The organism is Microvirga sp. M2 (genome assembly GCF_047497095.1).
Lineage (GTDB): Bacteria > Pseudomonadota > Alphaproteobacteria > Rhizobiales > Beijerinckiaceae > Microvirga.
This window is the reverse complement of record NZ_CP134063.1, coordinates 499,043-524,137: the sequence shown is the minus strand read 5'-3', so window position 1 is coordinate 524,137 and position 25,095 is coordinate 499,043. Positions and strand designations below refer to the sequence as shown.

Genomic DNA, 25,095 nt, shown 5'->3' with positions numbered 1-25,095 from the left:
TGGATCTTACGAGAACGACTTTGCGAAGGCCTGGACGACGTCCTTGAGCTTCGCTTCGGTGTCGCTCGACAGGTCCTTGGAAGCGCGGATCGATTCCAGGATGTCGGCGTGCTTGCCGCGCAGGAGCGCCAGAAGACCATCCTCGAAAGCGCGCACGCGGTTGAGCGGCAGGTTGTCGAGGTAGCCGTTGACGCCCGCATAGATCACGGCGACCTGCTCTTCCATCTTCAGCGGCGAGAACTGCGGCTGCTTCAGGAGTTCGGTCAGGCGCGAGCCGCGGTTCAGAAGGCGCTGCGTCGTGGCGTCGAGATCGGAGCCGAACTGAGCGAAGGCCGCCATCTCGCGGTACTGCGCCAGCTCGCCCTTGATCTTGCCCGCGACCTTCTTCATCGCCTTCGTCTGGGCCGAGGAGCCCACGCGTGACACGGAGAGGCCGACGTTCACGGCCGGGCGGATGCCCTGGTAGAACAGATCCGTCTCGAGGAAGATCTGGCCGTCGGTGATCGAGATCACGTTGGTCGGGATGTAGGCCGACACGTCGTTCGCCTGCGTCTCGATGACCGGCAGAGCGGTGAGCGAGCCGGCGCCGTTGGCGTCGTTCAGCTTCGCGGCGCGCTCCAGCAGGCGGGAGTGCAGGTAGAAAACGTCGCCGGGGTAAGCCTCGCGGCCCGGAGGACGGCGGAGCAGAAGCGACATCTGGCGGTAGGCGACGGCCTGCTTGGACAGGTCGTCGTAGGTGATCACGGCGTGCATGCCGTTGTCGCGGAAGAACTCGCCCATGGCGCAGCCGGCGAAGGGAGCCAGGAACTGCATCGGGGCCGGATCGGAAGCGGTCGCGGCGACGACGATGGAGTATTCCAGAGCGCCGTTGTCCTCGAGGGCCTTCACGAACTGAGCGACCGTGGAGCGCTTCTGGCCGACGGCGACGTACACGCAGTACAGCTTCTGCGATTCGTCGTTGCCCTGGTTGAGCGGCTTCTGGTTCAGGATCGTGTCGAGGGCGATCGCGGTCTTGCCGGTCTGACGGTCGCCGATGATCAGCTCGCGCTGGCCGCGGCCGACCGGGATGAGGGCGTCGATGGCCTTGAGGCCCGTCGCCATCGGCTCGTGCACCGACTTGCGCGGAATGATGCCGGGAGCCTTCACGTCGACGCGGCGACGCTCGGTGAACTCGATCGGGCCCTTGCCGTCGATGGGGTTGCCCAGGGCGTCGACGACGCGGCCGAGGAGGCCCTTGCCGACCGGCACGTCCACGATGGCGCCCGTGCGCTTCACGGTCTGGCCTTCGGCGATCTCGCGGTCGGAGCCGAAGATCACGACGCCGACGTTGTCGGTCTCGAGGTTGAGGGCCATGCCGCGCACGCCGCTCTCGAATTCGACCATCTCGCCGGCCTGGACCTTGTCGAGGCCGTAGCAACGGGCGATACCGTCACCGACGGACAGGACCTGACCGACTTCGGTGACTTCAGCCTCGGTGCCGAAGTTCTTGATCTGCTCTTTGAGGATCGCGGAGATCTCAGCGGCTCGAATGTCCATCAGCGGACCTCTTTCATCGCTAGACGAATGGAATTGAGTTTGGTGCGCACCGATGCGTCCACCATGCGGGAACCCATCTTCACGATGAGGCCGCCGATGAGGCTCGGGTCGATCTTGACGTCGACAGCGACGTCAGCCTTGGCGACGTCGCGCAGCGCCGCCTTGATTTCGTTGAGAACGGCATCCGACGGAGTCTCTGCCAGGGTCACGTGAGCCCGGACGATCCCCTTCGCGTCGGACACGTACCCCTGATAGGCGCGAATCATGTCCGGAAGGGCGAAGAGGCGGCGCTTGGAGGCCACCAGGCGGATGAAGTTGCCCGCCAGGCCCGCGATTCCGGCCTTCGCCAGGAGGGCATCCATCACGCGGGACTGCTCTTCAGCCGTGAAAACGGGGTTGCGGATCAGGCGCCGCAGGTCTTCGCTGCCCCGGATCATCTCTTCGAAGCGGCCGAGGTCGCCGGCGACGGCGTCCACGGCGTTGGCCTCCCGAGCGAGCTCGAACAGCGCCGATGCATAGCGCAACGCTACGCCCGACAGGAGGGGTCCTTCTTGCGAACCGCTTTGCGCCACGTAATCGTCTCTCTCAAGTTACGGGTTTCTCACCGGCGAGCTTTGAAGCGAGCTGTCGGGAAACCCGTCGGGTCGATGGAAGTGAGCCTTAGGCGGGACCGTCTCCGCCCATAGGCGGGGGTGCACTAGCATGGGTTTTCCCGGGACGCAAGGCGAGCTAAGCCAGGAGCGGCCTGTAAAAATTCGGTGAGCCCGCCCGGAAGCATCGCCCCGGGGACGGATTGCAGTTTCGTGCCGGCCCGAACTTTTCGCGGGCCGCATCGCCCGTTGCGCGGAAGGTCCGGGTCAGAGGTCCGGGTCAGAGTTCCAGGACGGCGACCTCGCAATTGCCGAGGGACCGGCCGGTGAGCCGGCTGAAGAAGGTGCCGTGTCCCACGACGGCGATCATCCGCTCCGGCCGGTCCTCGAGCCAGCGCCGGAACTGCTCGACCCGGCCCTCGAAGATGTGGCCCGGCTCATAGACGAAGCCGCGCGGGTCCGGCTCGCCCTCATTGTGCCACCAGACCTCGGCCAGGTGGTCGAAGGTGAGGTGCGGAAAGTCCTGCATCAGCAGGGCCGGCGCGCGCCCCACGTCGCAGCTGCTCTCCAGATGCTCCCGATGGAGGCATTCCACATGGATCGGAGGCGTCGCCGGATGGTCGCCGAACAGCCCCATGGTCGTCTGGATCGCCCGGGTGAGCGGCGTGGTGATGACGAGCTCGTAAGGGTGCCGGTGCAGCTCGCGGGCCCGCTCCTGCACCTGTCTGAGACCGAGCTCGGTGAGCGGTGCATCGAAATGCAGCGGGTCCTCGCCGGTTTCGGCGAAACGGGCGTTGAAGGTGGATTGGCCGTGGCGGATGCAGTGAACGATCTTGGGCATGGGGTCCTTTCGCTGGAGAACCGGACGGAAATGTGAAATCCACCTTCGCGGATCCGTCCGGTGTTCATTGTCAACCGGCGCATCGGGCGCAGGGCCGGATCTGCCCTTCCGCGCGAGGCGCTTCCGATCACAAAACCGTCTTCGGGTCGACCCGATCGAGGTACGCGCTCGCAGATATGCCTTTGCGCCCTTGAGAAGCCGGAGCCGGGCGACACCATTAGAGCATCGAACCCAAAAGTGGGAACCGGTTTTGCGTGAGAAGATTCTCGGAATCGCAATGTTACAGCCTGAAACGTGATTTCGATTCTGCGACCGGCGCTGCCATGCGTGGTTCACCCAAGGAGGCTCCCATGCGCCTGTTCGCCGGTTTCACCCTGCTCGCCTTGGGCCTGTTCTGGAGCTATCCCTTCCTGCCCCCGGCGATCGAAAGGACGGTGCGCGCCAAGGTCGCGTCCTCCAAGGTCGCTTCCTCCGAGCTCGCTTTCTCCGAGCTCGCTTCCTGGCCGGCTCCGCGCGAGCCCATCCTCGTGCTCGCCCCGAAGGGCATTCGGGTGCAGCCCGGCGAGACCGCCGCGGTCAGCCTTGCAGAGAACGCTCTTACAGAAAGCTCTGCGGATCCACGTCGATAGACACGCGGATGCTGCCCCTCGCCTTCGGACAACGGGTCATCCAGGCACGGAGATAGCCCTGGAGATCGACCTCCCGCTCCGTCTTCGCCAGCAGCCTGTAGCGATAACGCCCCCGGATCAGGGCGAGCGGCGCCTCGGCGGGCCCGAGCACCATGACGCCTGGAGGCGGCTCCGCCACCAGGGCCATGGCCCTGGCATGGGCTTCGGCGACCGCCCGGTCCTCCGCCGATACGATCAGCGACGCGAGCCGTCCGAAGGGCGGCAGGCCCGCCATCTCGCGGACGCGGGTCTCCTCCTCGTAGAATCGCTCCGCATCGCCGGAAACCAGGGCGGCGATGACCGGATGGTCCGGCTGCCAGGTCTGGACGAGCGCCCTCCCCGGCTTCTCGCCGCGCCCGGCGCGGCCCGTCACCTGCTGGAGCATCTGGAAGGTTCGCTCCGCGGCGCGCGGATCGCCGGAGGTCAGGCCGATATCGGCATCCAGCACGCCGACCAGGGTCATGAGCGGGAAATTATGCCCCTTCGCCACGAGCTGGGTGCCGATGACGATGTCGACCTCGCCCGCCGCAATGGCGGCGAGTTCCGCCCGCAGCCGCTCCGTACCGCCCGGGAAGTCGCTGGAGAGCACGATGGAGCGCTTGTCGGGGAAGAGCTCGGCCACCTCCTCGGCGATCCGCTCCACGCCGGGCCCGCAGGGCACCAGCGAATCGATGCTGCCGCATTCCACGCAGGCGTGCGGCGTGCGCTCCACATGACCGCAATGATGGCACACGAGGGCGCGCCTGAAGCGGTGCTCCACCAGCCAGGCCGAGCAGTTCGGGCATTCGTAGCGATGGGCGCAGGCACGGCAGAGCGTGAGCGGCGCATATCCCCGGCGGTTGAGGAAGAGCAGCGCCTGCTCGCCGCGCCCGAGAGTTTCCTCCACACAGGCGACGAGCGAGGGCGAGAGCCAGCGCCCCTTCGGGACCTGCTCGCGCCGCAGGTCCACGGCGCGGATCTGCGGCATGGAGCGTCCGCCGAAGCGCTCTGGGAGCTTGACGTGGCGATAGCGTCCGCGCTCCGCATTCACCCGGCTCTCGATGGACGGTGTGGCCGAGGCCAGGACCACCATGGCGTTTTCGATCTTGCCCCGCACCACCGCCATGTCGCGGGCATGGTAGTGCACGCCGTCATCCTGCTTGTAGGCGGTCTCGTGCTCCTCATCGACCACGATGAGCGAAAGATCCGCGTAGGGCAGGAACAGAGCCGAGCGCGCGCCCGCCACCACCTTGACCTCGCCCGAGGCGATCGCCGCATAGAGTCGCTCGCGCTTGCGGCCCGTGACTCCCGAATGCCAGGTCGCGGGCTTGACCCCGAATCGCGCGGCGAACCGGTCGAGGAACTGCGCCGTGAGGGCGATTTCCGGCATGAGGATCAGAGCCTGCCTGCCGTTCCGGACGGCCTCGGCCACCGCCTCGAAATACACCTCCGTCTTCCCGGATCCGGTCACGCCTTCGAGCAGGATGACGGGCGGGTGCTCCTCGCCCGAGGCGGCGACGAGCGCCCTCGCGGCCTCTCCCTGGCCATCGGAAAGCGTGGTGTCGCCGAAACCGGGATCGGGCCGTCCGGCCACCGGCTCCTGCAGAAGCGTCAGCGTTTCGAGAACGTTCTCGTCGATGAGCCCGTCGATGACGCCGGGGCTGACGCCGGCCGCATGGGCAAGCTCGCTCTTCAGGCGCACCACGCCATCCTGCGCGACCTCGATCACTCTCTGCCGCGCGGGCGTCATCCGCTTGGGCCTGCTCTCGGTGAGCCTGACGCCCACCCGCACGACCTCCGTACGGTCCGGATCGGGAAACTTCAGGCTCATGGCGAGTGCGGAGCCCTTGGGCGACAGGGTGTACCAGGACACCCAATCGATGAACTTGCGCATCTTAGGCGACAGATTCGGCCCTTCGAGAAGACCCGTCACCTTCTTGAAATTGGCGCCCTGCCCTTCGCGCAGGGCCCACACGACGCCCGCCACCTCCCGGGTCGCGAGCGGCACCTGCACGACATCGCCCTCCTCGAGCGGGAGATCGTCCGGCACGGCATAGGAATAGGCCGTATCCAGCGCCAGCGGAATGAGGACATCGGCAATCTTGGAGGCCATCGGAGAACGAACGGATCCATCTCGTGCATCGGGTCGACATGCTTAGACCCGATTTTCCCTCTCGAAGGCAAGCAGGGTCCAGCTGACGTCGTGACGGCCGAGGACATCCGGGAAGTCGCAGCTCCGCAGAAGACGGAGGCCGGATGTCCTCGCCGCCGCAATCAACGGTTCGATCGGAATGGGGAACATGCATCGTCCCGGCGGAACAGGGCCCTTTCTCACCGTCATGAACAAGCGCCCGCCCGGAGCGAGCAGGTGAACGATGTTCGGAAGCGCTCTCTCGCGCTCTGCCGCGTCGAGATGCATCCACACGGCCGTCATCAGAATGAGGTCGAAGCGGAGACCTTCGGCACGCGGCTGCGCGAGATCCGGCAGGGCGTCGTCCGTCCATACGATGCCGAGATCGGGATGAAGGCGCCGGGCATGCGCGCGCATTTCCGCCGTCGGCTCGGCCGCGTGGACGCGAAATCCCCTGGCCGCCAGCGCGGCCGCGTCGCGGCCGGTCCCCGCCCCGATATCGAGGGCCAGGCCGTTTGTCGGGAGAAGATCCAGGACCGGGCGATAGACATCCTCGAAGGTGATGCTCTCATATGAATCGACCAGCGAATCGGCTGCCTCGGCATAGCCGGCTGTGCCCGGCACATGTCCTTCATGGGCGCTCACATCCATCCTCCCCATGGGAATTAAACAGTATTACAATCCCCAATGGACGTCCTGTTTCATCATTTGGCAAGATCACCGTCCGATATTGGGCCCGTGACCAACGGACAGAACCAACCTTCAGCCCTCGATCTCGTCCTGCCCGGCGCGGAGGATACCCGCCGGGAGGTCATCGCCTGGCTCAACGGCCTTGCGAAGGAGCGGCGGCTCTCGCCCAAGACCGTGGAGGCCTATGGGCGCGACCTGCGGCAGTTCCTGACCTTCCTCACGGAGCATCTGGGCGAGCCCCCCTCCATCAAAGGCGTGCTCGGCCTGAAGCCGCTCGATATCCGGTCTTTTCTCGCCGCCCGCCGCATGAAGGCCGTGGGAAGCCGCTCGCTCATGCGCCAGCTCGCGGCCTTGCGTTCCTTCGCGCGCCATCTCGAGCGGGAGGGCCACGGCACGGCCTCCGCCTTTGCGGCGATCCGCTCGCCGAAGGTCGACAAGAACCTGCCGCGTCCCCTCTCCGCCTCGTCCGCCGTGGCGGTGACCGACAAGGAGACCCGCGCCTCCGAGGCCCGCAAGCCCTGGATCCTGGCCCGCGACGCCGCCGTGCTGTCGCTGCTCTACGGCGCGGGCCTGCGCATTTCCGAGGCGCTCGGCCTTCAGCGCCGGGATGCGCCCGTCAACGGGATCGATTCGATCACGGTAACGGGCAAGGGCAGCAAGATGCGCAGCGTTCCCGTGATTCCGCCGATCCAGCGCGCGGTCGAGGAATACCTTCACCTTTGCCCCTATGCCGTCCCGCCGGAAGGCCCGCTCTTCGTCGGTGCGCGCGGAGGACCGCTGTCGCCCCGCATCATTCAGCTCGCGGTGGAGGAGCTGCGCGGCGCTTTGGGACTTCCCGACAGCGCGACGCCGCACGCCCTGCGCCATTCCTTCGCCACGCATCTTCTCGCCAAGGGCGGCGATCTGCGCGGCATCCAGGAGCTTCTGGGCCATGCGTCGCTCTCGACGACGCAGCTCTACACGAAGGTGGACGCGGCACGGCTCATGGAGGCTTTCGACGCGGCGCATCCGAGGGCGCGGGCAAAGTAGCCGTCCGTCATCCTCCCGGGCGGCAAAGCCGGCCCGGGCTCGCTTTCGGAACAGAGCGGACGAACGCCTGCCGTCGGTCCCGCGGACGTCCTTATTCCGCCGCGATGACGGCCTGGGCCAGAAGCTGGCGCGCGGCGGGGCCGATATCGCCCTTCGTCCAATGCGGACGGCAGACCGACACGTAGCGGTTCTCGCCGCCGACCTCGACCACCTCGCCCGAGCGCACGGGCTCGCCGTTCGGGTCGAACTTCAGGATCATCGTGGCCTTTCGGCCGCAATGACAGAGCTGCTTGATCTCCTGAAAGTCGTCGGCCAGGGCCATCATCGCCTGGATCGCTTCGCTGAACAGCGTGCCGTACACGTTGTTCTTGAGGCCGTAGGCCATGACCGGGATGCCGAGCTCATCGACGATCCAGGCGAGTTGGCGGACCTGGTCGGCCGTCATGAACTGCACCTCGTCGATGAGGATTGCCGTGACCTTCCTCCTGGCGTGCTCGGCCGCCACGATGGCGTCGACGGCCTCGTCCTTCCTCAGAACCGTCGCATCGGCTTCGATGCCGATGCGCGATTTCACCTTGCCGACGCCGAACCGGTCGTCGATGGGGCTCGTGAACAGCAGCACATGGCCGCCGTTCTCGATGTAGTTGTGACGAACCTGCAGGAGATGCGTGGTCTTGCCCGCATTCATCACCGAGTAGAGGAAGTGGAGTTTTGCCATGAATCCATATTACATATGGATGGCGCGCTTCTCCACCGCGAGGGCTGCTTCCTTCACAGCTTCCGCGAGGGTGGGGTGCGCGTGGCAGGTGCGGGCGATGTCCTCGGACGACGCGCCGAACTCCATGGCGACGGCCGCCTCGTGAATGAGGTTGCCGGCCTCGGGGCCGATGATGTGCACGCCGAGCACCTTGTCGGTGGAAGCGTCCGCCAGGATCTTCACGAAGCCGTCCGTGGTCCGGTTCACCTTGGCGCGGCCGTTGGCCGTGAAGGGGAACTTGCCGACGTTGTACGCGACGCCCGCGGCTTTCAGCTCCTCTTCCGTCCTGCCGACGGAGGCGACCTCGGGAAACGTGTAGACCACGCTCGGGATCACGTCGTAATTCACGTGGCCCGCCTTGCCGGCGAGGATCTCCGCCACGGCGACGCCCTCGTCCTCTGCCTTGTGCGCGAGCATCGGGCCGGCGATCACGTCGCCGATGGCGTAGATACCCGTCACGTTGGTGGCAAAATGCGCGTCGGTCTGAATACGACCGCGGCTGTCGAGCTGGACGCCCGCACGGTCGAGGCCGAGACCCTGCGTATAGGGCACGCGGCCCACGGCCACGAGCACCACATCGGCTTCGATGGTGTCTGCGGCGCCGCCGGCGGCGGGCTCGTAGGTGAGCGTCGCGCCCTTGGCGGTCTTCTCGACGCCGGTGACCTTCGCGCCGAGCTTGAACTGGAAGCCCTGCTTGGACAGGATGCGCTGGAAGTTCTTGGCGACCTCGCCGTCCATGCCGGGCAGGATGCGGTCGAGATATTCCACGACCGTCACCTCGGAGCCCAAACGGCGCCAGACGGAGCCGAGCTCGAGGCCGATCACGCCGGCGCCGATCACCACGAGGCGCTTCGGCACGCCGTCGAGTTCGAGCGCCCCGGTGGAGGAGACCACCACCTTCTCGTCGATCTCGATTCCGGGCAGACGCGTCACGTCGGAGCCCGTGGCGATGAGGATGTTCCTGGTCTGGAGGATCTGGTTGGAGCCGTCCTCGCCGGTCACCTCGACCTGGCCGACGGCGGCGATGCGCGCGGTGCCGTGGAAGGCGTCGATCTTGTTCTTCTTGAGCAGGAACTCGACGCCCTTGGTGTTGCCGTCGACGCCTTCCTGCTTGAAGGCCTGCATGGTCTTCAGATCGAGCTTCGGGGTGGAAACGCCGATGCCGAGACCGGCGAAGTGATCGCGCGCGTCCTCGAACATATGCGAGGCATGGAGCAGCGCCTTCGAGGGAATGCAGCCCACGTTGAGGCAGGTGCCGCCATGGGTCTTGCGCTTCTCGACGACGGCGGTCTTGAGGCCGAGCTGCGCGGCCCGGATGGCGGCCACGTAGCCGCCGGGACCCGTGCCGATGACGATGAGGTCGTAGGACATCTTTTGTCTCCACTTAACGCGATGCCCGGACTTGATCCGGGCATCCACGTCTTGTCTCAGAAGGTTTGAAGTCGTGGATGGCCGGGGCTGGCCCGGCCATGACGCCGAATGAAAGATGGATCTTACAGGTCGAGAACGAGGCGGGCCGGATCCTCGAGGGCGTCCTTGACGCGAACGAGGAAGGTCACGGCTTCCTTTCCGTCCACGATGCGGTGATCGTAGGACAGCGCGAGATACATCATCGGGCGCACGACCACTTGGCCGTTGCGGACCACCGGGCGCTCCTCGATGCGGTGCATGCCCAGAATGCCCGATTGGGGCGCATTGAGGATCGGCGTCGACATGAGCGAGCCGTAGATGCCGCCGTTGGTGATGGTGAAGGTGCCGCCCTGCATCTCATCGATGCCGAGCTTGCCGTCGCGGGCGCGGCGTCCGAAATCCGCGATGGTCTTCTCGATGCCGGCGACCGATAGGAGATCCGCGTTGCGCACCACCGGAACCACGAGGCCCTTGTCGGTGCCGACCGCGATGCCGATGTGGTAGTAGTTCTTGTAGACGAGGTCCTGTCCGTCGATCTCGGCGTTCACGGCCGGAACGTCCTTCAGAGCCTGGATCACGGCCTTGGTGAAGAAGCCCATGAATCCGAGCTTGGTGCCGTGCTTCTTCTCGAACACGTCCTTGTACTGGCTGCGCAGGTTCATCACGGCGCTCATGTCCACGTCGTTGAACGTGGTGAGCATGGCGGCGGTGTTCTGGGCGTCCTTCAGGCGGCGCGCGATGGTCTGGCGCAGCTTCGTCATCTTCACGCGCTCTTCACGCTCGGCATCGGCCGGAGCGGAAGGAGCCCGCACGGAGACCGGAGCGGCAGGCGCCGGGGCCGCAGCGCCGGTGGCGATCGCCGCGAGCATGTCGCCCTTCGTCACGCGGCCGTCCTTGCCGGTGCCGGGAACGCCTGCCGGGCTGACCCCGCTTTCGGCCGCCAGACGGGCCACGGCGGGGCCGTGATCCTTGGCGGCGCCGGGCGCGGCCGGAGCCGGAGCGGAAACGGCAGGAGCCGGAGCAGCGGCCTTGGGGGCTTCTGCCTTCGGGGCGGCGGGAGCCGAGGCAGCCGCGCCGCCTTCGACGATCGAGCCGAGCACCGCGCCCGGTTCGACCGTCTCGCCGTCCTTGGCGACGATCTCGCCGAGAGTGCCGCTCGCGGGAGCATTGACCTCGAGAGTGACCTTGTCGGTCTCGAGCTCGAGAACGGGCTCGTCGGCCTTCACGGGGTCGCCGGGCTTCTTGAACCAGCGGCCGATGGTGGCCTCTGAAACGGATTCGCCGAGAGTGGGTACGCGGATTTCGGTTGCCATGTTCGTTCTAGTCTTTTCGGGCGTGCCGGGGCACGGGGACAGGATGAGAGCCTTCGCGGGGGTTAAGCCGCGAAAGCCTCGTCGAGGAATGCCTGGAGCTGGGCGAGATGCTTGGACATCAGGCCGGTGGCGGTGGCGGCGGAAGCAGGACGGCCCACATAGCGCGGACGGTCCACCTTGGAGCCCGCCGTCTTGAGCACCCATTCGAGATAGGGCTCGACGAAGTTCCAGGAGCCCATGTTCTTCGGCTCCTCCTGGCACCACACCACATCAGCCTTCTTGAAGCGCGAGAGCTCGGCCGCCAGCGACTTTGCCGGGAAGGGATAGAGCTGCTCGACGCGCAGCAGGTAGACGTCGTCCAGCCCGCGCTTCTCGCGCTCTTCGAGCAGGTCGTAATAGACCTTGCCGGTGCAGATCACCACGCGCCGGATCTTGTCGTCCTTGACCAGCTTGATGCCGTCGCGGCCCGTCTGCGCATCGTCCTGCAGGACGCGATGGAAGGACGTGCCCTCCGAGATCGCGGCGAGCGTCGAGGTGCAGCGTTTGTGACGCAGCAGGCTCTTCGGCGTCATCAGGATCAGCGGCTTGCGGAAGTCGCGCTTCAGCTGACGGCGCAGGATGTGGAAGTAGTTGGCGGGCGTCGAGCAGTAGGCCACCTGCATGTTGTCCTCGGCGCACATCTGGAGATAGCGCTCCAGACGGGCCGAGGAGTGCTCGGGGCCCTGGCCTTCATAGCCGTGCGGCAGAAGGCATACGAGACCCGACATGCGCAGCCACTTGCGCTCGCCCGACGAGATGAACTGGTCGAACACCACCTGCGCGCCGTTGGCGAAGTCGCCGAACTGCGCCTCCCACAGGGTCAGCGCGTTCGGCTCGGAGAGGGTGTAGCCGTACTCGAAACCCAGCACCGCCTCTTCCGAGAGCATCGAGTTGATGACCTCGTAGCGGGCCTGCTTCTCGTTGATGTGGTTGAGGTTGGTGTAACGCTCCTCGTTCTCCTGGTCGGTCAGGACGGAGTGGCGCTGCGAGAAGGTGCCGCGCTCGCAATCCTGGCCGGACAGGCGCACGCGATGGCCTTCGACGAGCAGCGAACCGAAGGCGAGCGCCTCGGCCATGGCCCAGTCGATTCCCTCGCCGGTTTCCAGCATCTTCTTGCGGTTGTCGAGGAAGCGCTGGATCGTGCGGTGAACGTGGAATCCTTCGGGAACCGAGGTCAGCGCCTTGCCGATCTGCTGCAGGGTTTCCACCGACACGCCCGTCTTGCCGCGGCGCGGATCGTCCTGGTCCTCGCGCACGGCCTTGAGGCCCGACCAGCGGCCGTCGAGCCAGTCGGCCTTGTTGGGCTTGTAGTTGGACGCGATGTCGAACTCGGCGTCGAGCTTGGAACGCCAGCTGTTCTTCATCTCCTCGATGTCGGCCTCGGTGACGATTCCCTCGTCGAGGAGCTTCCTGGTATAGACCTCCGTGATCGACGGATGCGACCGGATCTTGCGGTACATCAGCGGCTGCGTGAACGACGGCTCGTCGCCTTCGTTGTGGCCGAAGCGGCGATAGCAGAACATGTCGATGACGACGGGCTTCTGGAAGCGCTGACGGTATTCGGTCGCAACCTTGGCGGCGAACACCACGGCCTCAGGATCGTCGCCGTTCACGTGGAAGATCGGCGCCTCGACCATCTTGGCGACGTCCGACGGATAAGGCGAGGAGCGCGAGAAGCGCGGATCGGTCGTGAAGCCGATCTGGTTGTTGATGATGAAATGGATCGATCCGCCGGTGCGGTGACCGCGCAGGCCGGAGAGCCCGAGGCACTCCGCCACGACGCCCTGTCCCGCGAAGGCCGCGTCGCCGTGGATGAGGAGCGGCATCACGGCGCTGCGGTTCTCCGGCGTGCAGCCGTGCTGGTCCTGCTTGGCGCGAACCTTGCCGAGCACCACGGGATCGACGATCTCGAGATGCGAGGGGTTCGCCGTGAGCGACAGGTGGACGTTGTTGCCGTCGAAGGTGCGATCCGAGGAAGCGCCGAGATGGTACTTCACGTCGCCGGAGCCTTCCACGTCGTCGGGCGCGAAGGAGCCGCCCTTGAACTCGTGGAACAGGGCGCGGTGGGGCTTGCCCATCACCTGCGTGAGAACGTTGAGACGGCCGCGATGGGCCATGCCGAGCACGATCTCCTGCACGCCGAGATTGCCGCCGCGCTTGATGATCTGTTCGAGCGCCGGAATGAGCGACTCGCTGCCATCCAGGCCGAACCGCTTGGTGCCGGTGTATTTGAGATCGAGAAACTTCTCGAAGCCCTCGGCCTCGACCAGCTTGTTGAGGATGGCGCGCTTGCCTTCCTTCGTGAAGGAGATCTCCTTATCGGGCCCTTCGATGCGCTCCTGGATCCAGGCCTTCTCGACCGGATCGGAGATATGCATGAATTCGACCCCGAGGGTCTGGCAATAGGTGCGCTCGAGGATCGCGACGATCTCGCGGATCGTGCCGAATTCGAGGCCGAGCACGTTGTCGAGGAAGATCTTGCGGTCCCAGTCGGCCTCCGTGAAGCCGTAGTGGGACGGATGCAGTTCCTCGTCGCTCTGACGCGGGTTGATGCCGAGCGGGTCGAGCTTGGCGTGGAGATGGCCGCGCACCCGGTAGGAGCGGATCAGCATGATGGCGCGCACGGAATCGCGGGTCGCCTGCTGCACGTCGGCCTGACTGATCTCGGCGCCCTTGTCCTTGGCCTTCGCCTTGATCTTGTCGCCGACGGCTTTCTCGACCTGGGCCCAGTTGCCGTCGAGCGCGGAGATCAGCTCGCCGTTGGCGTGGATCGGCCAGTTCGGCTTTTCCCAGGAGGGACCTTTGGCCGCCTTCTCGACAGCCTGCTTGTCGTCCTTCAGCGCGCCGAAGAACGCCTGCCACTCGGCATCGACCGAGGACGGATCCTTCTCGTAGCGGGCCTGGAGTTCCTCGATATAGGACGCATTGGCCCCATAGAGGAAAGCGGTGTTCAGGAAGTTTTCGTTGGCGTCTTGGCGTGCCATGGCAACCTACAATCCAAAAGCTGATCGGCCGCCCCGACAGCGGGGCGGCCTGTTCTTGTTATTGACCCTTGAGAACCTCGACGAGAGTCTTGCCGAGGCGGGCTGGGGATGGCGATACGCGGATCCCCGCGGCTTCCATGGCGGCGATCTTGTCTTCCGCACCGCCCTTGCCGCCGGAGATGATCGCGCCGGCATGGCCCATGCGGCGTCCGGGAGGCGCCGTCCGGCCGGCGATGAAGCCGACCATCGGCTTCTTGCGGCCCTTCTTGGCCTCGCGGGCGATGAACTCGGCCGCCTCTTCCTCGGCCGAACCGCCGATCTCGCCGATCATGATGATCGATTCCGTCTTGGGGTCGGACAGGAACATGTCGAGCATGTCGATGAACTCGGTACCCTTGACCGGATCGCCGCCGATGCCGACGGCAGTGGTCTGGCCGAGGCCCTCGCTCGTGGTCTGGAACACGGCCTCGTAGGTCAGCGTGCCGGAGCGCGACACGATGCCGACGGAACCGGGCTTGAAGATGTTGGCCGGCATGATGCCGATCTTCGATTCACCCGCCGTCACGATGCCGGGGCAGTTCGGGCCGATGAGGCGCGACTTGGAGCCCGAGAGCGAGCGCTTCACCTTCACCATGTCCTGCACCGGAATGCCTTCCGTGATGCAGACGATGAGCGGGATCTCGGCGGCGATCGCCTCGCAGATGGCGTCGGCCGCGCCCGGGGGCGGAACATAGACCACGGAAGCGTCGGCGCCGGTCGCCTCGCGGGCTTCCATCACCGTGTCGAACACGGGAAGGCCCAGATGCGTGGAGCCGCCTTTGCCCGGCGAGGTGCCGCCGACCATCTTGGTGCCGTAGGCGATGGCCTGCTCGGAGTGGAAGGTCCCGTTCTTGCCGGTGAAGCCCTGGCAGATGACCTTGGTGTTCTTGTCGATCAGGATGGACATCAGCTCGAAACCTTACTTTCCGCCGCGCACGGCGTTCACGATCTTCTGGGCGGCGTCGTCGAGGTCGTCGGCCGGAATCACGTTGAGGCCCGACTCGCGGATGATCTTCTTGCCCTCTTCGACGTTCGTGCCCTCGAGGCGGACCACCAGCGGAACCTGCAGGCCGACCGCCTTCACGGCCGCGAGAACGCCGCGGGCGATGACGTCGCACTTCATGATGCCGCCGAAGATGTTGACGAGAATACCCTTCACGTTCGGGTCGGCGGTGATGATCTTGAACGCCGCCGTCACCTTCTCTTCGGAAGCGCCGCCGCCGACATCGAGGAAGTTCGCGGGCTCTTCGCCGTAGAGCTTGATGATGTCCAGCGTCGCCATGGCAAGGCCCGCGCCGTTGACCATGCAGCCGATGGTGCCGTCGAGGGCGATATAGGCGAGATCGTACTTGGAGGCCTCGATCTCCTTCTCGTCCTCTTCCGTGATGTCGCGCAGCGCAACCACGTCGGGGTGACGGTAGAGAGCGTTGCCGTCGAAGGAGATCTTGGCGTCGAGGCACTTGAGGTGACCGTCCTTGGTGACGATCAGCGGGTTGATCTCGAGCATCTCCATGTCCTTCGCGGTGAAGGCCTTGTAGAGCTTCGTGACCAGATCCTCGGCCTCCTTGGCGAGCGGGCCCTTGAGGCCGAGAGCCTTGGCGACCGTGCGGCCGTGATGCGGCATGACGCCGGTGGCCGGGTCGACCGAGAAGGTGACGATCTTCTCAGGGGTGTCGTGGGCGACCTGCTCGATGTCCATGCCGCCCTCGGTGGAGACCACGAAGGCGACCTGGCCCGTGGCGCGGTCGACGAGCATGGAGAGATAGAGCTCGCGCTGGATGTCGGAGCCGTCCTCGATGTAGAGGCGGTTGACCTGCTTGCCGGCCTCGCCGGTCTGCACGGTCACGAGGGTCTTGCCGAGCATCTGCTTGGCGAATTCCTTCACCTCCTCGACCGACTTGGCGAGCCGCACGCCGCCCTTCTCGCCGGCCTCGGCCTCCTTGAACTTGCCCTTGCCGCGGCCGCCCGCGTGGATCTGGGACTTCACGACCCAGAGAGGGCCGCCGAGCTGCTTTGCAGCGGCCTCCGCCTCTTCGGCGGAGAAGATGGCGACGCCATTGGAGACGGGCAGGCCGAACTCCCGCAGAACGGCTTTGCCCTGATATTCATGGATATTCATGTGTTTTCCTCTCCGTCATGCCGGGGCTCGCCCCGGCATCCACGCCCTCGAAGCGTGGCGGTTGAAGACGTGGATGGCCGGCCCGGGCCGGCCATGACGTACAGTGTTTATGCAAGCGACGGATTGATTTGTTTGCAGGCGTCCACGAGGCCCTGCACGGACGCCACCGACTTCTCGAACATGGCCTTCTCGTCCGCCGAGAACTCGACCTCGACGACGCGCTCCACGCCGTTCTCGCCGATCACGATCGGCACGCCGACGAACATGTCCGTCACGCCGTACTGGCCGTTCAGGTAGGCGGCGCAGGGCAGAACGCGCTTCTTGTCCTTCAGGTAGCTCTCGGCCATGGCGATGGCGGACGCGGCCGGAGCGTAGAAGGCCGATCCGGTCTTGAGCAGGTTGACGATCTCGCCGCCGCCCTTGCGAGTGCGCTCGACCATGGCGTCCAGCTTCGCCTGGCTGGTCCAGCCCATCTTGACGAGATCGGGCAGCGGAACGCCGGCGACCGTGGAATAACGCACGAGCGGCACCATGTCGTCGCCGTGGCCGCCGAGCACGAAGGCGGTCACGTCCTCGACCGAGACATTGAATTCCTCGGCCAGGAAGTGGCGGAAGCGGGCGCTGTCGAGAACGCCGGCCATGCCGACGATCTTCTCGGGCGCCACGCCGGAGAATTTCTGGAGGGCCCAGACCATCGCGTCGAGCGGGTTGGTGATGCAGATGACGAAGGCGTTCGGGGCGTATTGCTTGATCCCGTTGCCGACCGCTTCCATGACCTTCAGGTTGATGCCGATCAGATCGTCGCGGCTCATGCCGGGCTTGCGCGGCACGCCGGCCGTGACGATGATCACGTCGGCGCCCTCGATGGCGGCATAGTCATTGGCGCCCTTGTACTTGGCGTCGAAACCGTCGACCGGCGCGGATTCCGCAATGTCGAGACCTTTGCCCTGGGGGATGCCTTCCGCGATGTCGAAGAGAACGACGTCGCCGAGTTCCTTCAAGCCGACGAGATGGGCGAGCGTTCCGCCGATCTGGCCTGCACCGATGAGCGCGATCTTTTTCCGGGCCATGGTCTGTCCTTGGATGTTGGTAAGGGCTAACGCCTTATAAGAGGTGGCGCTCTTTGACACCAGAAATGGGGGCGCTTCAAGCCAGCAAAAGGTTAACCGGTCAGGTGCTGGGCCGTTCCGAACCCGGCCGCCGCTCGGGCCGTTTAAAATAAACCCGTCCTTTCAAGAGTTTACTCGCCATCGGGTGCGGCAATATTTCCTGTTACATTTTTCAGAAAATGTAACGAAACCTAGATCGTGCCGATCTCGAGGGACCGGAGAATGACCCTGGTCATCGCGGCCAGACGCTGGTCCAGGATATCCTGCGGCACGTCCGCATCGAGGCGGACGGTCAGGGGATTGATGAAGCGATAGACAGCATCGCTGATGAAATGAAGAGCTCTTTCCCGGTCCCGCGGATCGAATTTTCCCGTGACGATGCCTTCGTCCAGCACCCGCTCGATGAGAACCCTCATCCGGGCGCGGTGCTTGCGCACGAGGGCCCTGGAGGTTTCGGTAGCCGAGCAATAGACGTTGAAGAGGTGGCGATCCTCCTTCAGGAGCTCCCGATGCGTATGGGCCCAGGCCTGGATCAGCCGCTCCAGCTTGTCGTCCGCGGGGTCGGGAGAGTCGGCGATATCGGCGATGATCGCCTCCATCCGCCGCAGCCATTGCCCCGCGATCGCATCGATGAGGGCGGCCTTCGAGGCGAAGTAGCGGTAGACATTGGCATGGGTCATGCCGGCGGCCTCGGCAATGCCCACCACGGTCACGTGCTTGGGCCCGTGGCGGCGCAGCTGATCGGCTGCGATGTTGAGAAGCTGTACGTCCACCGGCACCGTATGGCGCGCGTTCTTCATGATGTCCGGCCCGGATAGGAGAGGATCGGAATCGGGCAGGCCGGATCGATCCTCAAGCCTTGAGAATGCCTCGGCAGCGATAGCATCGCGCCGCGATCCGCGCCAGACGGAACCGAGCTTGACGGCTGCCGCTCCCCTCGCATCTTCCAGGCAAGCGCCGAGACGCGATCTCTGATAGGATCAAGCATGACCAGGCCCGTGCCGAGACATCGCCGATCCCTGTTCAACCTGCTGGGTCCCGGGCTCATCACGGGCGCGGCCGATGACGATCCCAGCGGGATCGCCACCTATTCCCAGGCCGGCGCCCAGACGGGTTTCGGCCTGCTCTGGACGGTGTTCCTGACCACGCCCTTCATGGCGGCCATCCAGATCATCAGCGCCCGGATCGGCGCGGTGACGGGGCGCGGGATCGTTGCGAATGCGCGAACCATCTATCCGCGCTCTCTCGTGCTGGCGCTGGTCGCCCTGCTCTGCGGCGCCAACGTCATCAACATCGCGGCGGATCTCGCGGCCATGGGCGAGGCCCTGCGGATGCTGATCGGCGGTCCGCCCCATGCCTACGCCGCCGCCTTCGGCCTCTTCTGCCTCGTGCTCCAGGTCTTCATCTCCTATCGGCGCTACGCCCCCTATCTGAAATTCCTGACCCTCGTCCTCTTCGCCTATGTGGCGGCGGCCTTCAGCGTCGACGTGCCCTGGCGCGAGGTTCTCGCCGCGGCCGTGCTGCCGCATTTTCCGCCCGATGCGGATTACTGGTTCCTCGTGGTCGCCATCCTGGGCACCACCATCAGCCCCTATCTCTTCTTCTGGCAGGCCTCCGAAGAGGTGGAGGAAGACAACCTGAAGCACCTCAGGAGCTTCTCGCGCTCACCTCAAAGGGCGAAGATCCGGCTGACCGACATCAGCATCGACACCTGGATCGGGATGGCGCTCTCCAATACCGTCGCGTTCTTCATCATCGTGACGACGGCCGCGACGCTTCATGCGGGCGGCGTCACCGATATTCAGACCGCATCGCAGGCGGCCGAGGCCCTGCGTCCCATCGCAGGCCCCTTTACCTTCTTCGTGTTCGCCGCCGGAATCATCGGAACCGGCCTCCTTGCCGTGCCGGTTCTCGGCGGCGCCGCCGCTTATGCGGTGGCCGATGCCTTCGGGTGGCGAAGCAGCCTCGAACTGAATGTGCTCCAGGCCCGCGGCTTCTATCTCATTCTCGGCGGCGCAACGGCCTTGGGCATCCTGCTGGCCTTTTCCGGAATCGACCCGATCAGGCTCCTGCTCTGGAGCGCCGTGATCAACGGCGTCGCGGCCGCCCCCATCATGGGAATGATGATGGGCATGGTCACCAGCCGGCGCGTGCTGGGCGATTACACGGTCAAGGCCTGGCTCGCCTGGGCCGGATGGGGCGCGACCGTGCTGATGGGGCTGACGGTCGTCGGCCTGATCGCGAGCCTGTTTCTCGGCTGACGGGCCTCACGTTTCGACCAGACCTTCCGAGCTGCCGGATTCCTCGCGTCCATGGGGAAGCGAGAGATAGTCCTCCGAACGCATCTCGATGAGGCGCGACACGGTGCGGTCGAACTCGAACGCCTCGCGTCCCGTGTCGGCGTGATAAAGCTCGTGGACCTCGGCCTCGGCGGAAGCCAGCAGCTTCACGCGGGCATCGTAGAGCGCATCGACGAGCATGATGAAACGCTTGGCCTCGTTGCGGCGCTCGAACGTCATCCTGGGGATGTTTTCGAGGATGACCGTCTCGTATTCATCGGCGATGGCAAGATAGTCGGCTGCGCCGAGCGGCTTCGAGCACAGGTCCGCGAAGGCGAAGCGCGCGACACCGGAGGCGGCTTGCGGCACGTCGACGGGATGGCCCTTGACCGTCAGCGTCACGGGCTTGCCCTGCTCGCGGCCCGTCAGGCTCTTGAAGGCGCGTGTGAGCGCCGCGTGGGATCGCTCGTCGGCAGGCGTGTAGAAAACCGGACTGCCTGCGAGCTTTTCGAGCCGGAAATCCGTGCGGGATTCGAGCTTGAGGACGGTCATCCGCTCCTGCAGCAGGGCGATGAAGGGCAGGAAGAGCGCCCGGTTGAGGCCGCCCTCGTAAAGATCCTGCGGCTCCACATTGGAGGTGGCGACCACCACGACCCCATGGGCGAAGAGCGCCGTGAACAGCCGTCCCAGGATCATCGCGTCGGCGATGTCGGTGACGGTGAATTCGTCGAAGCAGAGAACCCACGCGTCCGCGGCCAGGGCCTCGGCCACGGGGGCGATGGGATCGTCCCCCTTGACGGCACCCGCCTTCAGCTTCTGCCGGAAGTCGTGGATGCGTTCATGCACATCGGCCATGAAGGCGTGGAAATGGACCCGGCGCTTGCGCCTGACCGGCAGCGCCTCGAAGAACAGGTCCATGAGCATGGTCTTGCCGCGTCCGACCGAGCCCCAGACGTAGAGGCCTTTCGGCGGCGCCGGATTCTTCTTGCTGAAGAGCCAGCCCAGGGCGCTGGGCTTGCGGGCGAGGCGATAGCCGCTAAGACCGTTCGCCAGAATCTCGAGCTGCCGCAGAAGCTTCACCTGCGCGGGATCGCGCTCGATCGCCCCCGAGGCTACGAGCGCGTCATAACGGGCGGTGATGGAATGCGGGGGATGGAAATCGGTATCGGTCACGGGTCAACCGATACCGTTCGCCTGACGCAAGGGCAATGCGATTATCGCGACAGCGACAGCGGAGCGCCGGACTTGGCGAGCACGCCCGAGAGCCCCGACGAGGAACCGCGCAGGCGCGCCGCGACCGAGCCGCCGGTCTGATAGAGATAGACCTCGCCGTCACGAAAATCCCAGGCATTGACCTTCGAGAGGTCCTGGTTGGAGCAGCCCGAAGCCGACGCCCGGTAGAGGTCGAGCGCCGGCGTGCTCGACAGCTGGATGCGGCACGATTTCCCGGATGCGTCACGTGCGCTCCAGTTGCCGACCATGGCGGTGCGGCTGGAAGGCGCGGCTGGAGCCGGTGCCGCGGCCGGAGGCAAGCCGGCGACCTCCGTTCCCGGAGCCGGAGCGAGGCCCGAGCCCATGGGAGCAGGTGCGCCCGCGATCGGCGGAAGCGGCTGGCCTTCGATGGGGGCGAGCGGCGCGGATTCCACCGGCCCGGACGGGATCGCCTCGATCGGCGCGGGCGACACGGGCGCCGCGGATGCGCCGCCCATCCCCGGTCCGCTGAAGCGCGTGGAGGAGCATGCACCGAGCGCCAACGTGGAACAGAGCGTTGCGGTCACGATCCAGGAGCGGCTCTTCATTGTGGTCCTCATGTTGCTGTCGCCTTGGGCACAGGGTTTCGGCGGCCCGTGTACGGGGAGTCGGACATATGCCGAGGAATTCGGTGCCCGAAGTTATGGGAACCGCACCGACAAAAAAAGGCGCACGAGGCGCCTTTTCGAAGGGGTGTTGCAAAGAAGCGTCACACGGACCGAGCGACCATCATCTTCTTCACCTCGGCAATGGCCTTTGCCGGGTTCAGGCCCTTCGGGCAGGTGTTGGCGCAGTTCATGATCGTGTGGCAGCGATAGAGGCGGAACGGATCGTGCAGGTTGTCGAGACGCTCGCCCGTGGCCTCGTCGCGGCTGTCGATGAGCCAGCGATAGGCCTGGAGGAGGGCCGCCGGGCCCAGGAAGCGGTCGCCGTTCCACCAATAGCTCGGGCAGGAGGTGGTGCAGCAGGCGCAGAGGATGCACTCGTAGAGGCCGTCGAGCTTGGAGCGCTCCTCCGGCGTCTGGCGCCACTCGGTCTCGGGCGCCGCCGTCTCCGTCTGCAGCCAGGGCTGGATGGAGGCGTGCTGGGCGAAGAAGCTCGTGAGATCGGGCACGAGGTCCTTCAGCACCGGCATGTGCGGCAGCGGATAGATCTTGATCGAACCCGATCCGCAATCGTCGATGCCGAGCGTACAGGCGAGCGTGTTGCCGCCCATGATGTTCATGGCGCAGGAGCCGCAGATGCCTTCACGGCAGGAGCGGCGGAAGGTCAGGGTCGAGTCGACGTTGTTCTTGATCCAGAGCAGTGCGTCGAGAACCATCGGGCCGCAATCGTCGCGATCGATGTAGTAGGTGTCGATGCGCGGATTGGCACCGTCGTCCGGGTTCCAGCGGTAGATGCGGAACTCCTGGACGTTGCTGGCCCCGGCCGGCTTGGGCCAGGTCTTGCCTTCGGTATATTGGGAATTCTTGGGAAGCGTGAATTGGGCCATGAGGTCTTACCTTGCCTTGACTTCGTCATGCCCGGCCTCGCACCGGGTATCCGCGCCTTTGCTCCGCTTGGGCGTGGGAAGACGTGGATGGCCGGGTCGGACCCGGCCATGACGGGTGCTGTTAGTACACGCGGGCCTTCGGCTCGATGTACTGGATGTCGTTCGACATGGTGTAGGTGTGCACCGGACGGTAATCGATGGTCACCTTGTGGGAGGTGTCGTCGAGCCATGCCAGGGTGTGCTTCATCCAGTTCTTGTCGTCGCGCTCGGTGAAGTCCTCGCGGGCATGGGCGCCGCGGGATTCCTCGCGGTTGGCCGCGCCCTCCATGGTGACGACCGCCTGCCCGATGAGGTTGTCGAACTCGAGCGTCTCGAGAAGGTCGGTGTTCCAGATGAGCGAACGGTCCGTGACCTTCACGTCGGCAGCCGCGTTCCAGACCTCGTGGATGAGCTTCCTGCCCTCTTCCAGAACGTCGCCGGTGCGGAACACCGCGCAGTTGTTCTGCATGGTCTTCTGCATCTGGAGGCGCAGCTGGGCGGTCGGCGTCGATCCATTGGCGTAGCGGAACTTGTCGAGGCGCGAGAGCGCAAGCTCGTCGGCTCCCTTGGGCAGGTCCGCATGGCGCGCGTTCGGCTCCAGGATCTCGGCGCAGCGCAGGCCGGCCGCGCGTCCGAACACCACGAGGTCGATGAGCGAGTTCGAACCGAGACGGTTCGCGCCGTGCACGGACACGCAGGCCGCCTCGCCCAGCGCCATGAGGCCAGGCACCACCATGTCGGGATTGCCGTTCTTCAGGGTGAGCACTTCGCCGTGATAGTTCGTGGGAATGCCGCCCATGTTGTAATGCACGGTCGGCAGAACCGGGATCGGCTCCTTGGTCACGTCGACGCCCGCGAAGATCTTCGCGCTTTCCGAGATGCCGGGCAGGCGCTCGTGCAGGATCTTCGGATCGAGATGGTCGAGGTGGAGATAGATGTGGTCCTTGTTCTTGCCCACGCCGCGGCCGGCGCGGATCTCCATGGTCATCGCGCGGGACACGACGTCACGGGAGGCGAGGTCCTTGGCGGACGGCGCATAGCGCTCCATGAAGCGCTCGCCTTCCGAATTGGTGAGATAGCCGCCCTCGCCGCGCGCGCCCTCGGTGATGAGGCAGCCCGCGCCGTAGATGCCGGTCGGGTGGAACTGCACGAACTCCATGTCCTGCAGCGGCAGGCCTGCGCGCAGCACCATGGCGTTGCCGTCGCCCGTGCAGGTATGGGCTGAGGTCGCGGAGAAATACGCGCGTCCGTAACCGCCCGTGGCCAGAATCGTCATGTGGGCGCGGAAGCGGTGGATCTCGCCGGTCGACTGGTCGAGAGCCACCACGCCGATGCAGCGGCCGTCCGAGTCCATCATCAGGTCGAGGGCGAAATACTCGATGAAGAAGTTGGTCTGGTGCTTCACCGCCTGGCCGTAGAGCGTGTGCAGGATCGCATGGCCCGTGCGGTCGGCGGCCGCGCAGGTGCGCTGCGCGGTGCCCTTGCCGAAATCCGTCGTCATGCCGCCGAAGGGGCGCTGGTAGATCTTGCCTTCCGCCGTGCGGGAGAAGGGAACGCCCCAGTGCTCGAGCTCGTAGACCGCGGCCGGTGCGTTGCGCACCAGGTATTCGATGGCGTCCTGGTCGCCGAGCCAGTCCGACCCCTTCACCGTATCGTACATGTGCCAGCGCCAGTCGTCGGGCCCCATGTTGCCGAGCGAGGCGGAGATGCCGCCCTGCGCCGCGACCGTGTGCGAGCGGGTGGGAAACACCTTGGTGATGCAGGCGGTGCGAAGACCCGCCTGCGAGCAGCCGACGGTGGCGCGAAGGCCCGCGCCGCCGGCGCCCACGACCACCACGTCGAAGGTGTGGTCGATGATGTTGTAGGCCTTGCCGTTGATGGCTGCGCCGTTCGTTGCTTGAGCCATGAGAGTATTCCTTAAACCAGGATGCGGCCGAGGCTGACCTTGAGGATGGCATAAAGGCAGGCCACGCCGACGATCACCGCGTAGAAGTTGTTCGCGATGAGAACGACGATCTTCGTGCCTTTGTCATGCACGTAATCCTCGATGACGACCTGCATGCCGAGCCGCATGTGGTTCGCCACCGAGATCACGGCGAGGATCAGGATGATCGCCACCAGGGGATGCGACACGATGGCGATGGCCTCCTGATAGGAGGAGCCGGCCAGAGCCGCCACGATGATCACGAAGGAAATGATGAGCGGAACGTTCGACACCGCCGTGACGCGGTGGATCCACCAATGCTCGACGCCGTGTCCGGAAGCGCCGAGGCCCTTCACGCGGGAGAGCGGGGTGCGCATGGAAACGCGGGTATCAGCCCTGTTGTCGGCCATGGCTCTCTCTCCTTAGAACACGAGGAACGCGATGGCCCAGATCGCCACGGTGAGCGCGATCGAACCGATGAGGGTGAAGCGGGCCATGGCGATGCGCTGGTCCGCTTCCATGCCGTAGCCGAAATCCCAGACGAGATGGCGGACGCCGCCGAGCATGTGGTGCATGAGCACCCAGGTGTAGCCGAAGAGGATCAGGTACCCGATGGGCGAGCCGAAGAAGCCCTGCACGGCGTCGAAGGCCGAAGGGCCTGACGCGAGGGCCACGAGCCAGATCGCGAAGAGCGCGATGCCGACGTAAAGGGCCATGCCCGTCGCGCGGTGGAAGACGGACATCGCCATCGTCCAGCTCCACCGGTAAATCTGAAGATGTGGGGATAAGGGCCGCGGGGCCACTTTCGCCTCAGCCATAGCTTTCACTCCTGATCGGCGAGATCATCGCCCGTAGTTTGGAATGGTTCGTATCGGA

General features: G+C 65.5%; 22 protein-coding genes. 3 read left to right on the top strand and 19 right to left on the bottom strand.

Features of this window, described 5'->3' with window-relative positions:
- Positions 1 to 6: 6 nt before the first annotated feature.
- From atpA to RE429_RS02510, 3 genes are all read right to left on the bottom strand, one after another.
- Entirely contained in the window at positions 7 to 1,536 is a 1,530-nt protein-coding gene (atpA, locus tag RE429_RS02520; protein ID WP_414472812.1) for a F0F1 ATP synthase subunit alpha, read from the bottom strand.
- Positions 1,536 to 2,108, bottom strand: coding sequence for a F0F1 ATP synthase subunit delta (locus RE429_RS02515; protein WP_414472811.1), 573 nt, complete (start codon positions 2,106 to 2,108; stop codon positions 1,536 to 1,538). Before RE429_RS02515 ends, atpA begins: the two co-directional genes overlap by 1 nt.
- Before the next feature lie 298 nt (positions 2,109 to 2,406).
- Complete coding sequence (locus tag RE429_RS02510) at positions 2,407 to 2,967, bottom strand: histidine phosphatase family protein (RefSeq protein ID WP_414472810.1); 561 nt, start codon at positions 2,965 to 2,967, stop codon at positions 2,407 to 2,409.
- Between the two features lie 350 nt (positions 2,968 to 3,317).
- Between RE429_RS02510 and RE429_RS02505 the strand changes: the two genes are divergently transcribed.
- Positions 3,318 to 3,596 (top strand): hypothetical protein, encoded by a 279-nt coding sequence (locus tag RE429_RS02505; RefSeq protein ID WP_414472809.1) that lies wholly within the window; start codon positions 3,318 to 3,320, stop codon positions 3,594 to 3,596.
- On the opposite strand, the gene RE429_RS02500 is transcribed toward RE429_RS02505, so the two are convergent.
- The gene (locus tag RE429_RS02500) at positions 3,565 to 5,727 is read right to left on the bottom strand and encodes a primosomal protein N' (RefSeq protein ID WP_414472808.1); all 2,163 of its coding nucleotides are present in this window, start codon (positions 5,725 to 5,727) and stop codon (positions 3,565 to 3,567) included. The two genes, RE429_RS02505 and RE429_RS02500, sit on opposite strands and share 32 nt — an antisense overlap.
- Before the next feature lie 42 nt (positions 5,728 to 5,769).
- Positions 5,770 to 6,390 carry a class I SAM-dependent methyltransferase gene (locus RE429_RS02495; protein WP_414472807.1) on the bottom strand — a complete coding sequence of 207 codons (621 nt, stop codon included), beginning with the start codon at positions 6,388 to 6,390 and terminating at the stop codon, positions 5,770 to 5,772.
- Positions 6,391 to 6,483: 93 nt separating this feature from the next.
- Between RE429_RS02495 and RE429_RS02490 the strand changes: the two genes are divergently transcribed.
- Entirely contained in the window at positions 6,484 to 7,464 is a 981-nt protein-coding gene (locus tag RE429_RS02490) for a tyrosine recombinase XerC (protein ID WP_414472806.1), read from the top strand.
- Between the two features lie 91 nt (positions 7,465 to 7,555).
- On the opposite strand, the gene RE429_RS02485 is transcribed toward RE429_RS02490, so the two are convergent.
- The 8 genes from RE429_RS02485 to RE429_RS02450 all read right to left on the bottom strand — a co-directional run bounded on the left by RE429_RS02485 (position 7,556) and on the right by RE429_RS02450 (position 18,034).
- On the bottom strand, positions 7,556 to 8,182 hold the full coding sequence (locus tag RE429_RS02485) for a thymidine kinase (protein ID WP_414472805.1): 627 nt from the start codon (positions 8,180 to 8,182) through the stop codon (positions 7,556 to 7,558).
- A 9-nt stretch (positions 8,183 to 8,191) separates the two neighbouring features.
- On the bottom strand, positions 8,192 to 9,592 hold the full coding sequence (gene lpdA, locus RE429_RS02480) for a dihydrolipoyl dehydrogenase (protein WP_414472804.1): 1,401 nt from the start codon (positions 9,590 to 9,592) through the stop codon (positions 8,192 to 8,194).
- 122 nt (positions 9,593 to 9,714) lie between these two features.
- Entirely contained in the window at positions 9,715 to 10,944 is a 1,230-nt protein-coding gene (gene odhB / locus RE429_RS02475; protein WP_414472803.1) for a 2-oxoglutarate dehydrogenase complex dihydrolipoyllysine-residue succinyltransferase, read from the bottom strand.
- Between the two features lie 62 nt (positions 10,945 to 11,006).
- Positions 11,007 to 13,967, bottom strand: a complete 2,961-nt coding sequence (locus tag RE429_RS02470; protein WP_414472802.1) for a 2-oxoglutarate dehydrogenase E1 component — start codon at positions 13,965 to 13,967, stop codon at positions 11,007 to 11,009.
- Between the two features lie 58 nt (positions 13,968 to 14,025).
- Positions 14,026 to 14,913, bottom strand: a complete 888-nt coding sequence (gene sucD / locus RE429_RS02465; protein ID WP_370435847.1) for a succinate--CoA ligase subunit alpha — start codon at positions 14,911 to 14,913, stop codon at positions 14,026 to 14,028.
- A gap of 12 nt (positions 14,914 to 14,925) precedes the next feature.
- A complete protein-coding gene (gene sucC / locus RE429_RS02460; RefSeq protein WP_414472801.1) occupies positions 14,926 to 16,125 on the bottom strand; it encodes an ADP-forming succinate--CoA ligase subunit beta in 1,200 nt (399 codons plus the stop codon).
- Positions 16,126 to 16,232: 107 nt separating this feature from the next.
- The gene (gene mdh / locus RE429_RS02455; protein ID WP_414472800.1) at positions 16,233 to 17,195 is read right to left on the bottom strand and encodes a malate dehydrogenase; all 963 of its coding nucleotides are present in this window, start codon (positions 17,193 to 17,195) and stop codon (positions 16,233 to 16,235) included.
- A gap of 230 nt (positions 17,196 to 17,425) precedes the next feature.
- Positions 17,426 to 18,034, bottom strand: coding sequence for a TetR/AcrR family transcriptional regulator (locus RE429_RS02450; RefSeq protein WP_414472799.1), 609 nt, complete (start codon positions 18,032 to 18,034; stop codon positions 17,426 to 17,428).
- Positions 18,035 to 18,220: 186 nt separating this feature from the next.
- Between RE429_RS02450 and RE429_RS02445 the strand changes: the two genes are divergently transcribed.
- The gene (locus RE429_RS02445) at positions 18,221 to 19,495 is read left to right on the top strand and encodes an NRAMP family divalent metal transporter (RefSeq protein ID WP_414472798.1); all 1,275 of its coding nucleotides are present in this window, start codon (positions 18,221 to 18,223) and stop codon (positions 19,493 to 19,495) included.
- A gap of 6 nt (positions 19,496 to 19,501) precedes the next feature.
- Here the strand turns inward: RE429_RS02445 and zapE are convergent, their stop codons facing one another.
- The 6 genes from zapE to sdhC form a co-directional block, all read right to left on the bottom strand.
- Positions 19,502 to 20,686, bottom strand: coding sequence for a cell division protein ZapE (gene zapE, locus RE429_RS02440; RefSeq protein WP_414472797.1), 1,185 nt, complete (start codon positions 20,684 to 20,686; stop codon positions 19,502 to 19,504).
- Positions 20,687 to 20,727: 41 nt separating this feature from the next.
- Positions 20,728 to 21,312 (bottom strand): AprI/Inh family metalloprotease inhibitor, encoded by a 585-nt coding sequence (locus tag RE429_RS02435; protein ID WP_414472796.1) that lies wholly within the window; start codon positions 21,310 to 21,312, stop codon positions 20,728 to 20,730.
- Positions 21,313 to 21,473: 161 nt separating this feature from the next.
- Positions 21,474 to 22,256 (bottom strand): succinate dehydrogenase iron-sulfur subunit, encoded by a 783-nt coding sequence (locus tag RE429_RS02430; protein WP_370435839.1) that lies wholly within the window; start codon positions 22,254 to 22,256, stop codon positions 21,474 to 21,476.
- A 121-nt stretch (positions 22,257 to 22,377) separates the two neighbouring features.
- Entirely contained in the window at positions 22,378 to 24,201 is a 1,824-nt protein-coding gene (gene sdhA / locus RE429_RS02425) for a succinate dehydrogenase flavoprotein subunit (protein ID WP_414472795.1), read from the bottom strand.
- Positions 24,202 to 24,212: 11 nt separating this feature from the next.
- The gene (gene sdhD / locus RE429_RS02420) at positions 24,213 to 24,629 is read right to left on the bottom strand and encodes a succinate dehydrogenase, hydrophobic membrane anchor protein (RefSeq protein ID WP_414472794.1); all 417 of its coding nucleotides are present in this window, start codon (positions 24,627 to 24,629) and stop codon (positions 24,213 to 24,215) included.
- A gap of 12 nt (positions 24,630 to 24,641) precedes the next feature.
- A complete protein-coding gene (gene sdhC, locus RE429_RS02415; protein ID WP_414472793.1) occupies positions 24,642 to 25,037 on the bottom strand; it encodes a succinate dehydrogenase, cytochrome b556 subunit in 396 nt (131 codons plus the stop codon).
- Positions 25,038 to 25,095 lie beyond the last annotated feature (58 nt).

What these genes read in the sequence shown, in the direction of transcription:
- atpA (WP_414472812.1), bottom strand. Translation starts at nt 1,536, where the DNA reads ATGGACATTCGAGCCGCTGAGATCTCCGCGATCCTCAAAGAGCAGATC.
- RE429_RS02510 (WP_414472810.1), bottom strand. Translation starts at nt 2,967, where the DNA reads ATGCCCAAGATCGTTCACTGCATCCGCCACGGCCAATCCACCTTCAAC.
- RE429_RS02505 (WP_414472809.1), top strand. Translation starts at nt 3,318, where the DNA reads ATGCGCCTGTTCGCCGGTTTCACCCTGCTCGCCTTGGGCCTGTTCTGG.
- RE429_RS02500 (WP_414472808.1), bottom strand. Translation starts at nt 5,727, where the DNA reads ATGGCCTCCAAGATTGCCGATGTCCTCATTCCGCTGGCGCTGGATACG.
- RE429_RS02485 (WP_414472805.1), bottom strand. Translation starts at nt 8,182, where the DNA reads ATGGCAAAACTCCACTTCCTCTACTCGGTGATGAATGCGGGCAAGACC.
- lpdA (WP_414472804.1), bottom strand. Translation starts at nt 9,592, where the DNA reads ATGTCCTACGACCTCATCGTCATCGGCACGGGTCCCGGCGGCTACGTG.
- odhB (WP_414472803.1), bottom strand. Translation starts at nt 10,944, where the DNA reads ATGGCAACCGAAATCCGCGTACCCACTCTCGGCGAATCCGTTTCAGAG.
- RE429_RS02470 (WP_414472802.1), bottom strand. Translation starts at nt 13,967, where the DNA reads ATGGCACGCCAAGACGCCAACGAAAACTTCCTGAACACCGCTTTCCTC.
- sucD (WP_370435847.1), bottom strand. Translation starts at nt 14,913, where the DNA reads ATGTCCATCCTGATCGACAAGAACACCAAGGTCATCTGCCAGGGCTTC.
- sucC (WP_414472801.1), bottom strand. Translation starts at nt 16,125, where the DNA reads ATGAATATCCATGAATATCAGGGCAAAGCCGTTCTGCGGGAGTTCGGC.
- mdh (WP_414472800.1), bottom strand. Translation starts at nt 17,195, where the DNA reads ATGGCCCGGAAAAAGATCGCGCTCATCGGTGCAGGCCAGATCGGCGGA.
- RE429_RS02450 (WP_414472799.1), bottom strand. Translation starts at nt 18,034, where the DNA reads ATGAAGAACGCGCGCCATACGGTGCCGGTGGACGTACAGCTTCTCAAC.
- RE429_RS02445 (WP_414472798.1), top strand. Translation starts at nt 18,221, where the DNA reads ATGACCAGGCCCGTGCCGAGACATCGCCGATCCCTGTTCAACCTGCTG.
- RE429_RS02435 (WP_414472796.1), bottom strand. Translation starts at nt 21,312, where the DNA reads ATGAAGAGCCGCTCCTGGATCGTGACCGCAACGCTCTGTTCCACGTTG.
- RE429_RS02430 (WP_370435839.1), bottom strand. Translation starts at nt 22,256, where the DNA reads ATGGCCCAATTCACGCTTCCCAAGAATTCCCAATATACCGAAGGCAAG.
- sdhA (WP_414472795.1), bottom strand. Translation starts at nt 24,201, where the DNA reads ATGGCTCAAGCAACGAACGGCGCAGCCATCAACGGCAAGGCCTACAAC.
- sdhD (WP_414472794.1), bottom strand. Translation starts at nt 24,629, where the DNA reads ATGGCCGACAACAGGGCTGATACCCGCGTTTCCATGCGCACCCCGCTC.
- sdhC (WP_414472793.1), bottom strand. Translation starts at nt 25,037, where the DNA reads ATGGCTGAGGCGAAAGTGGCCCCGCGGCCCTTATCCCCACATCTTCAG.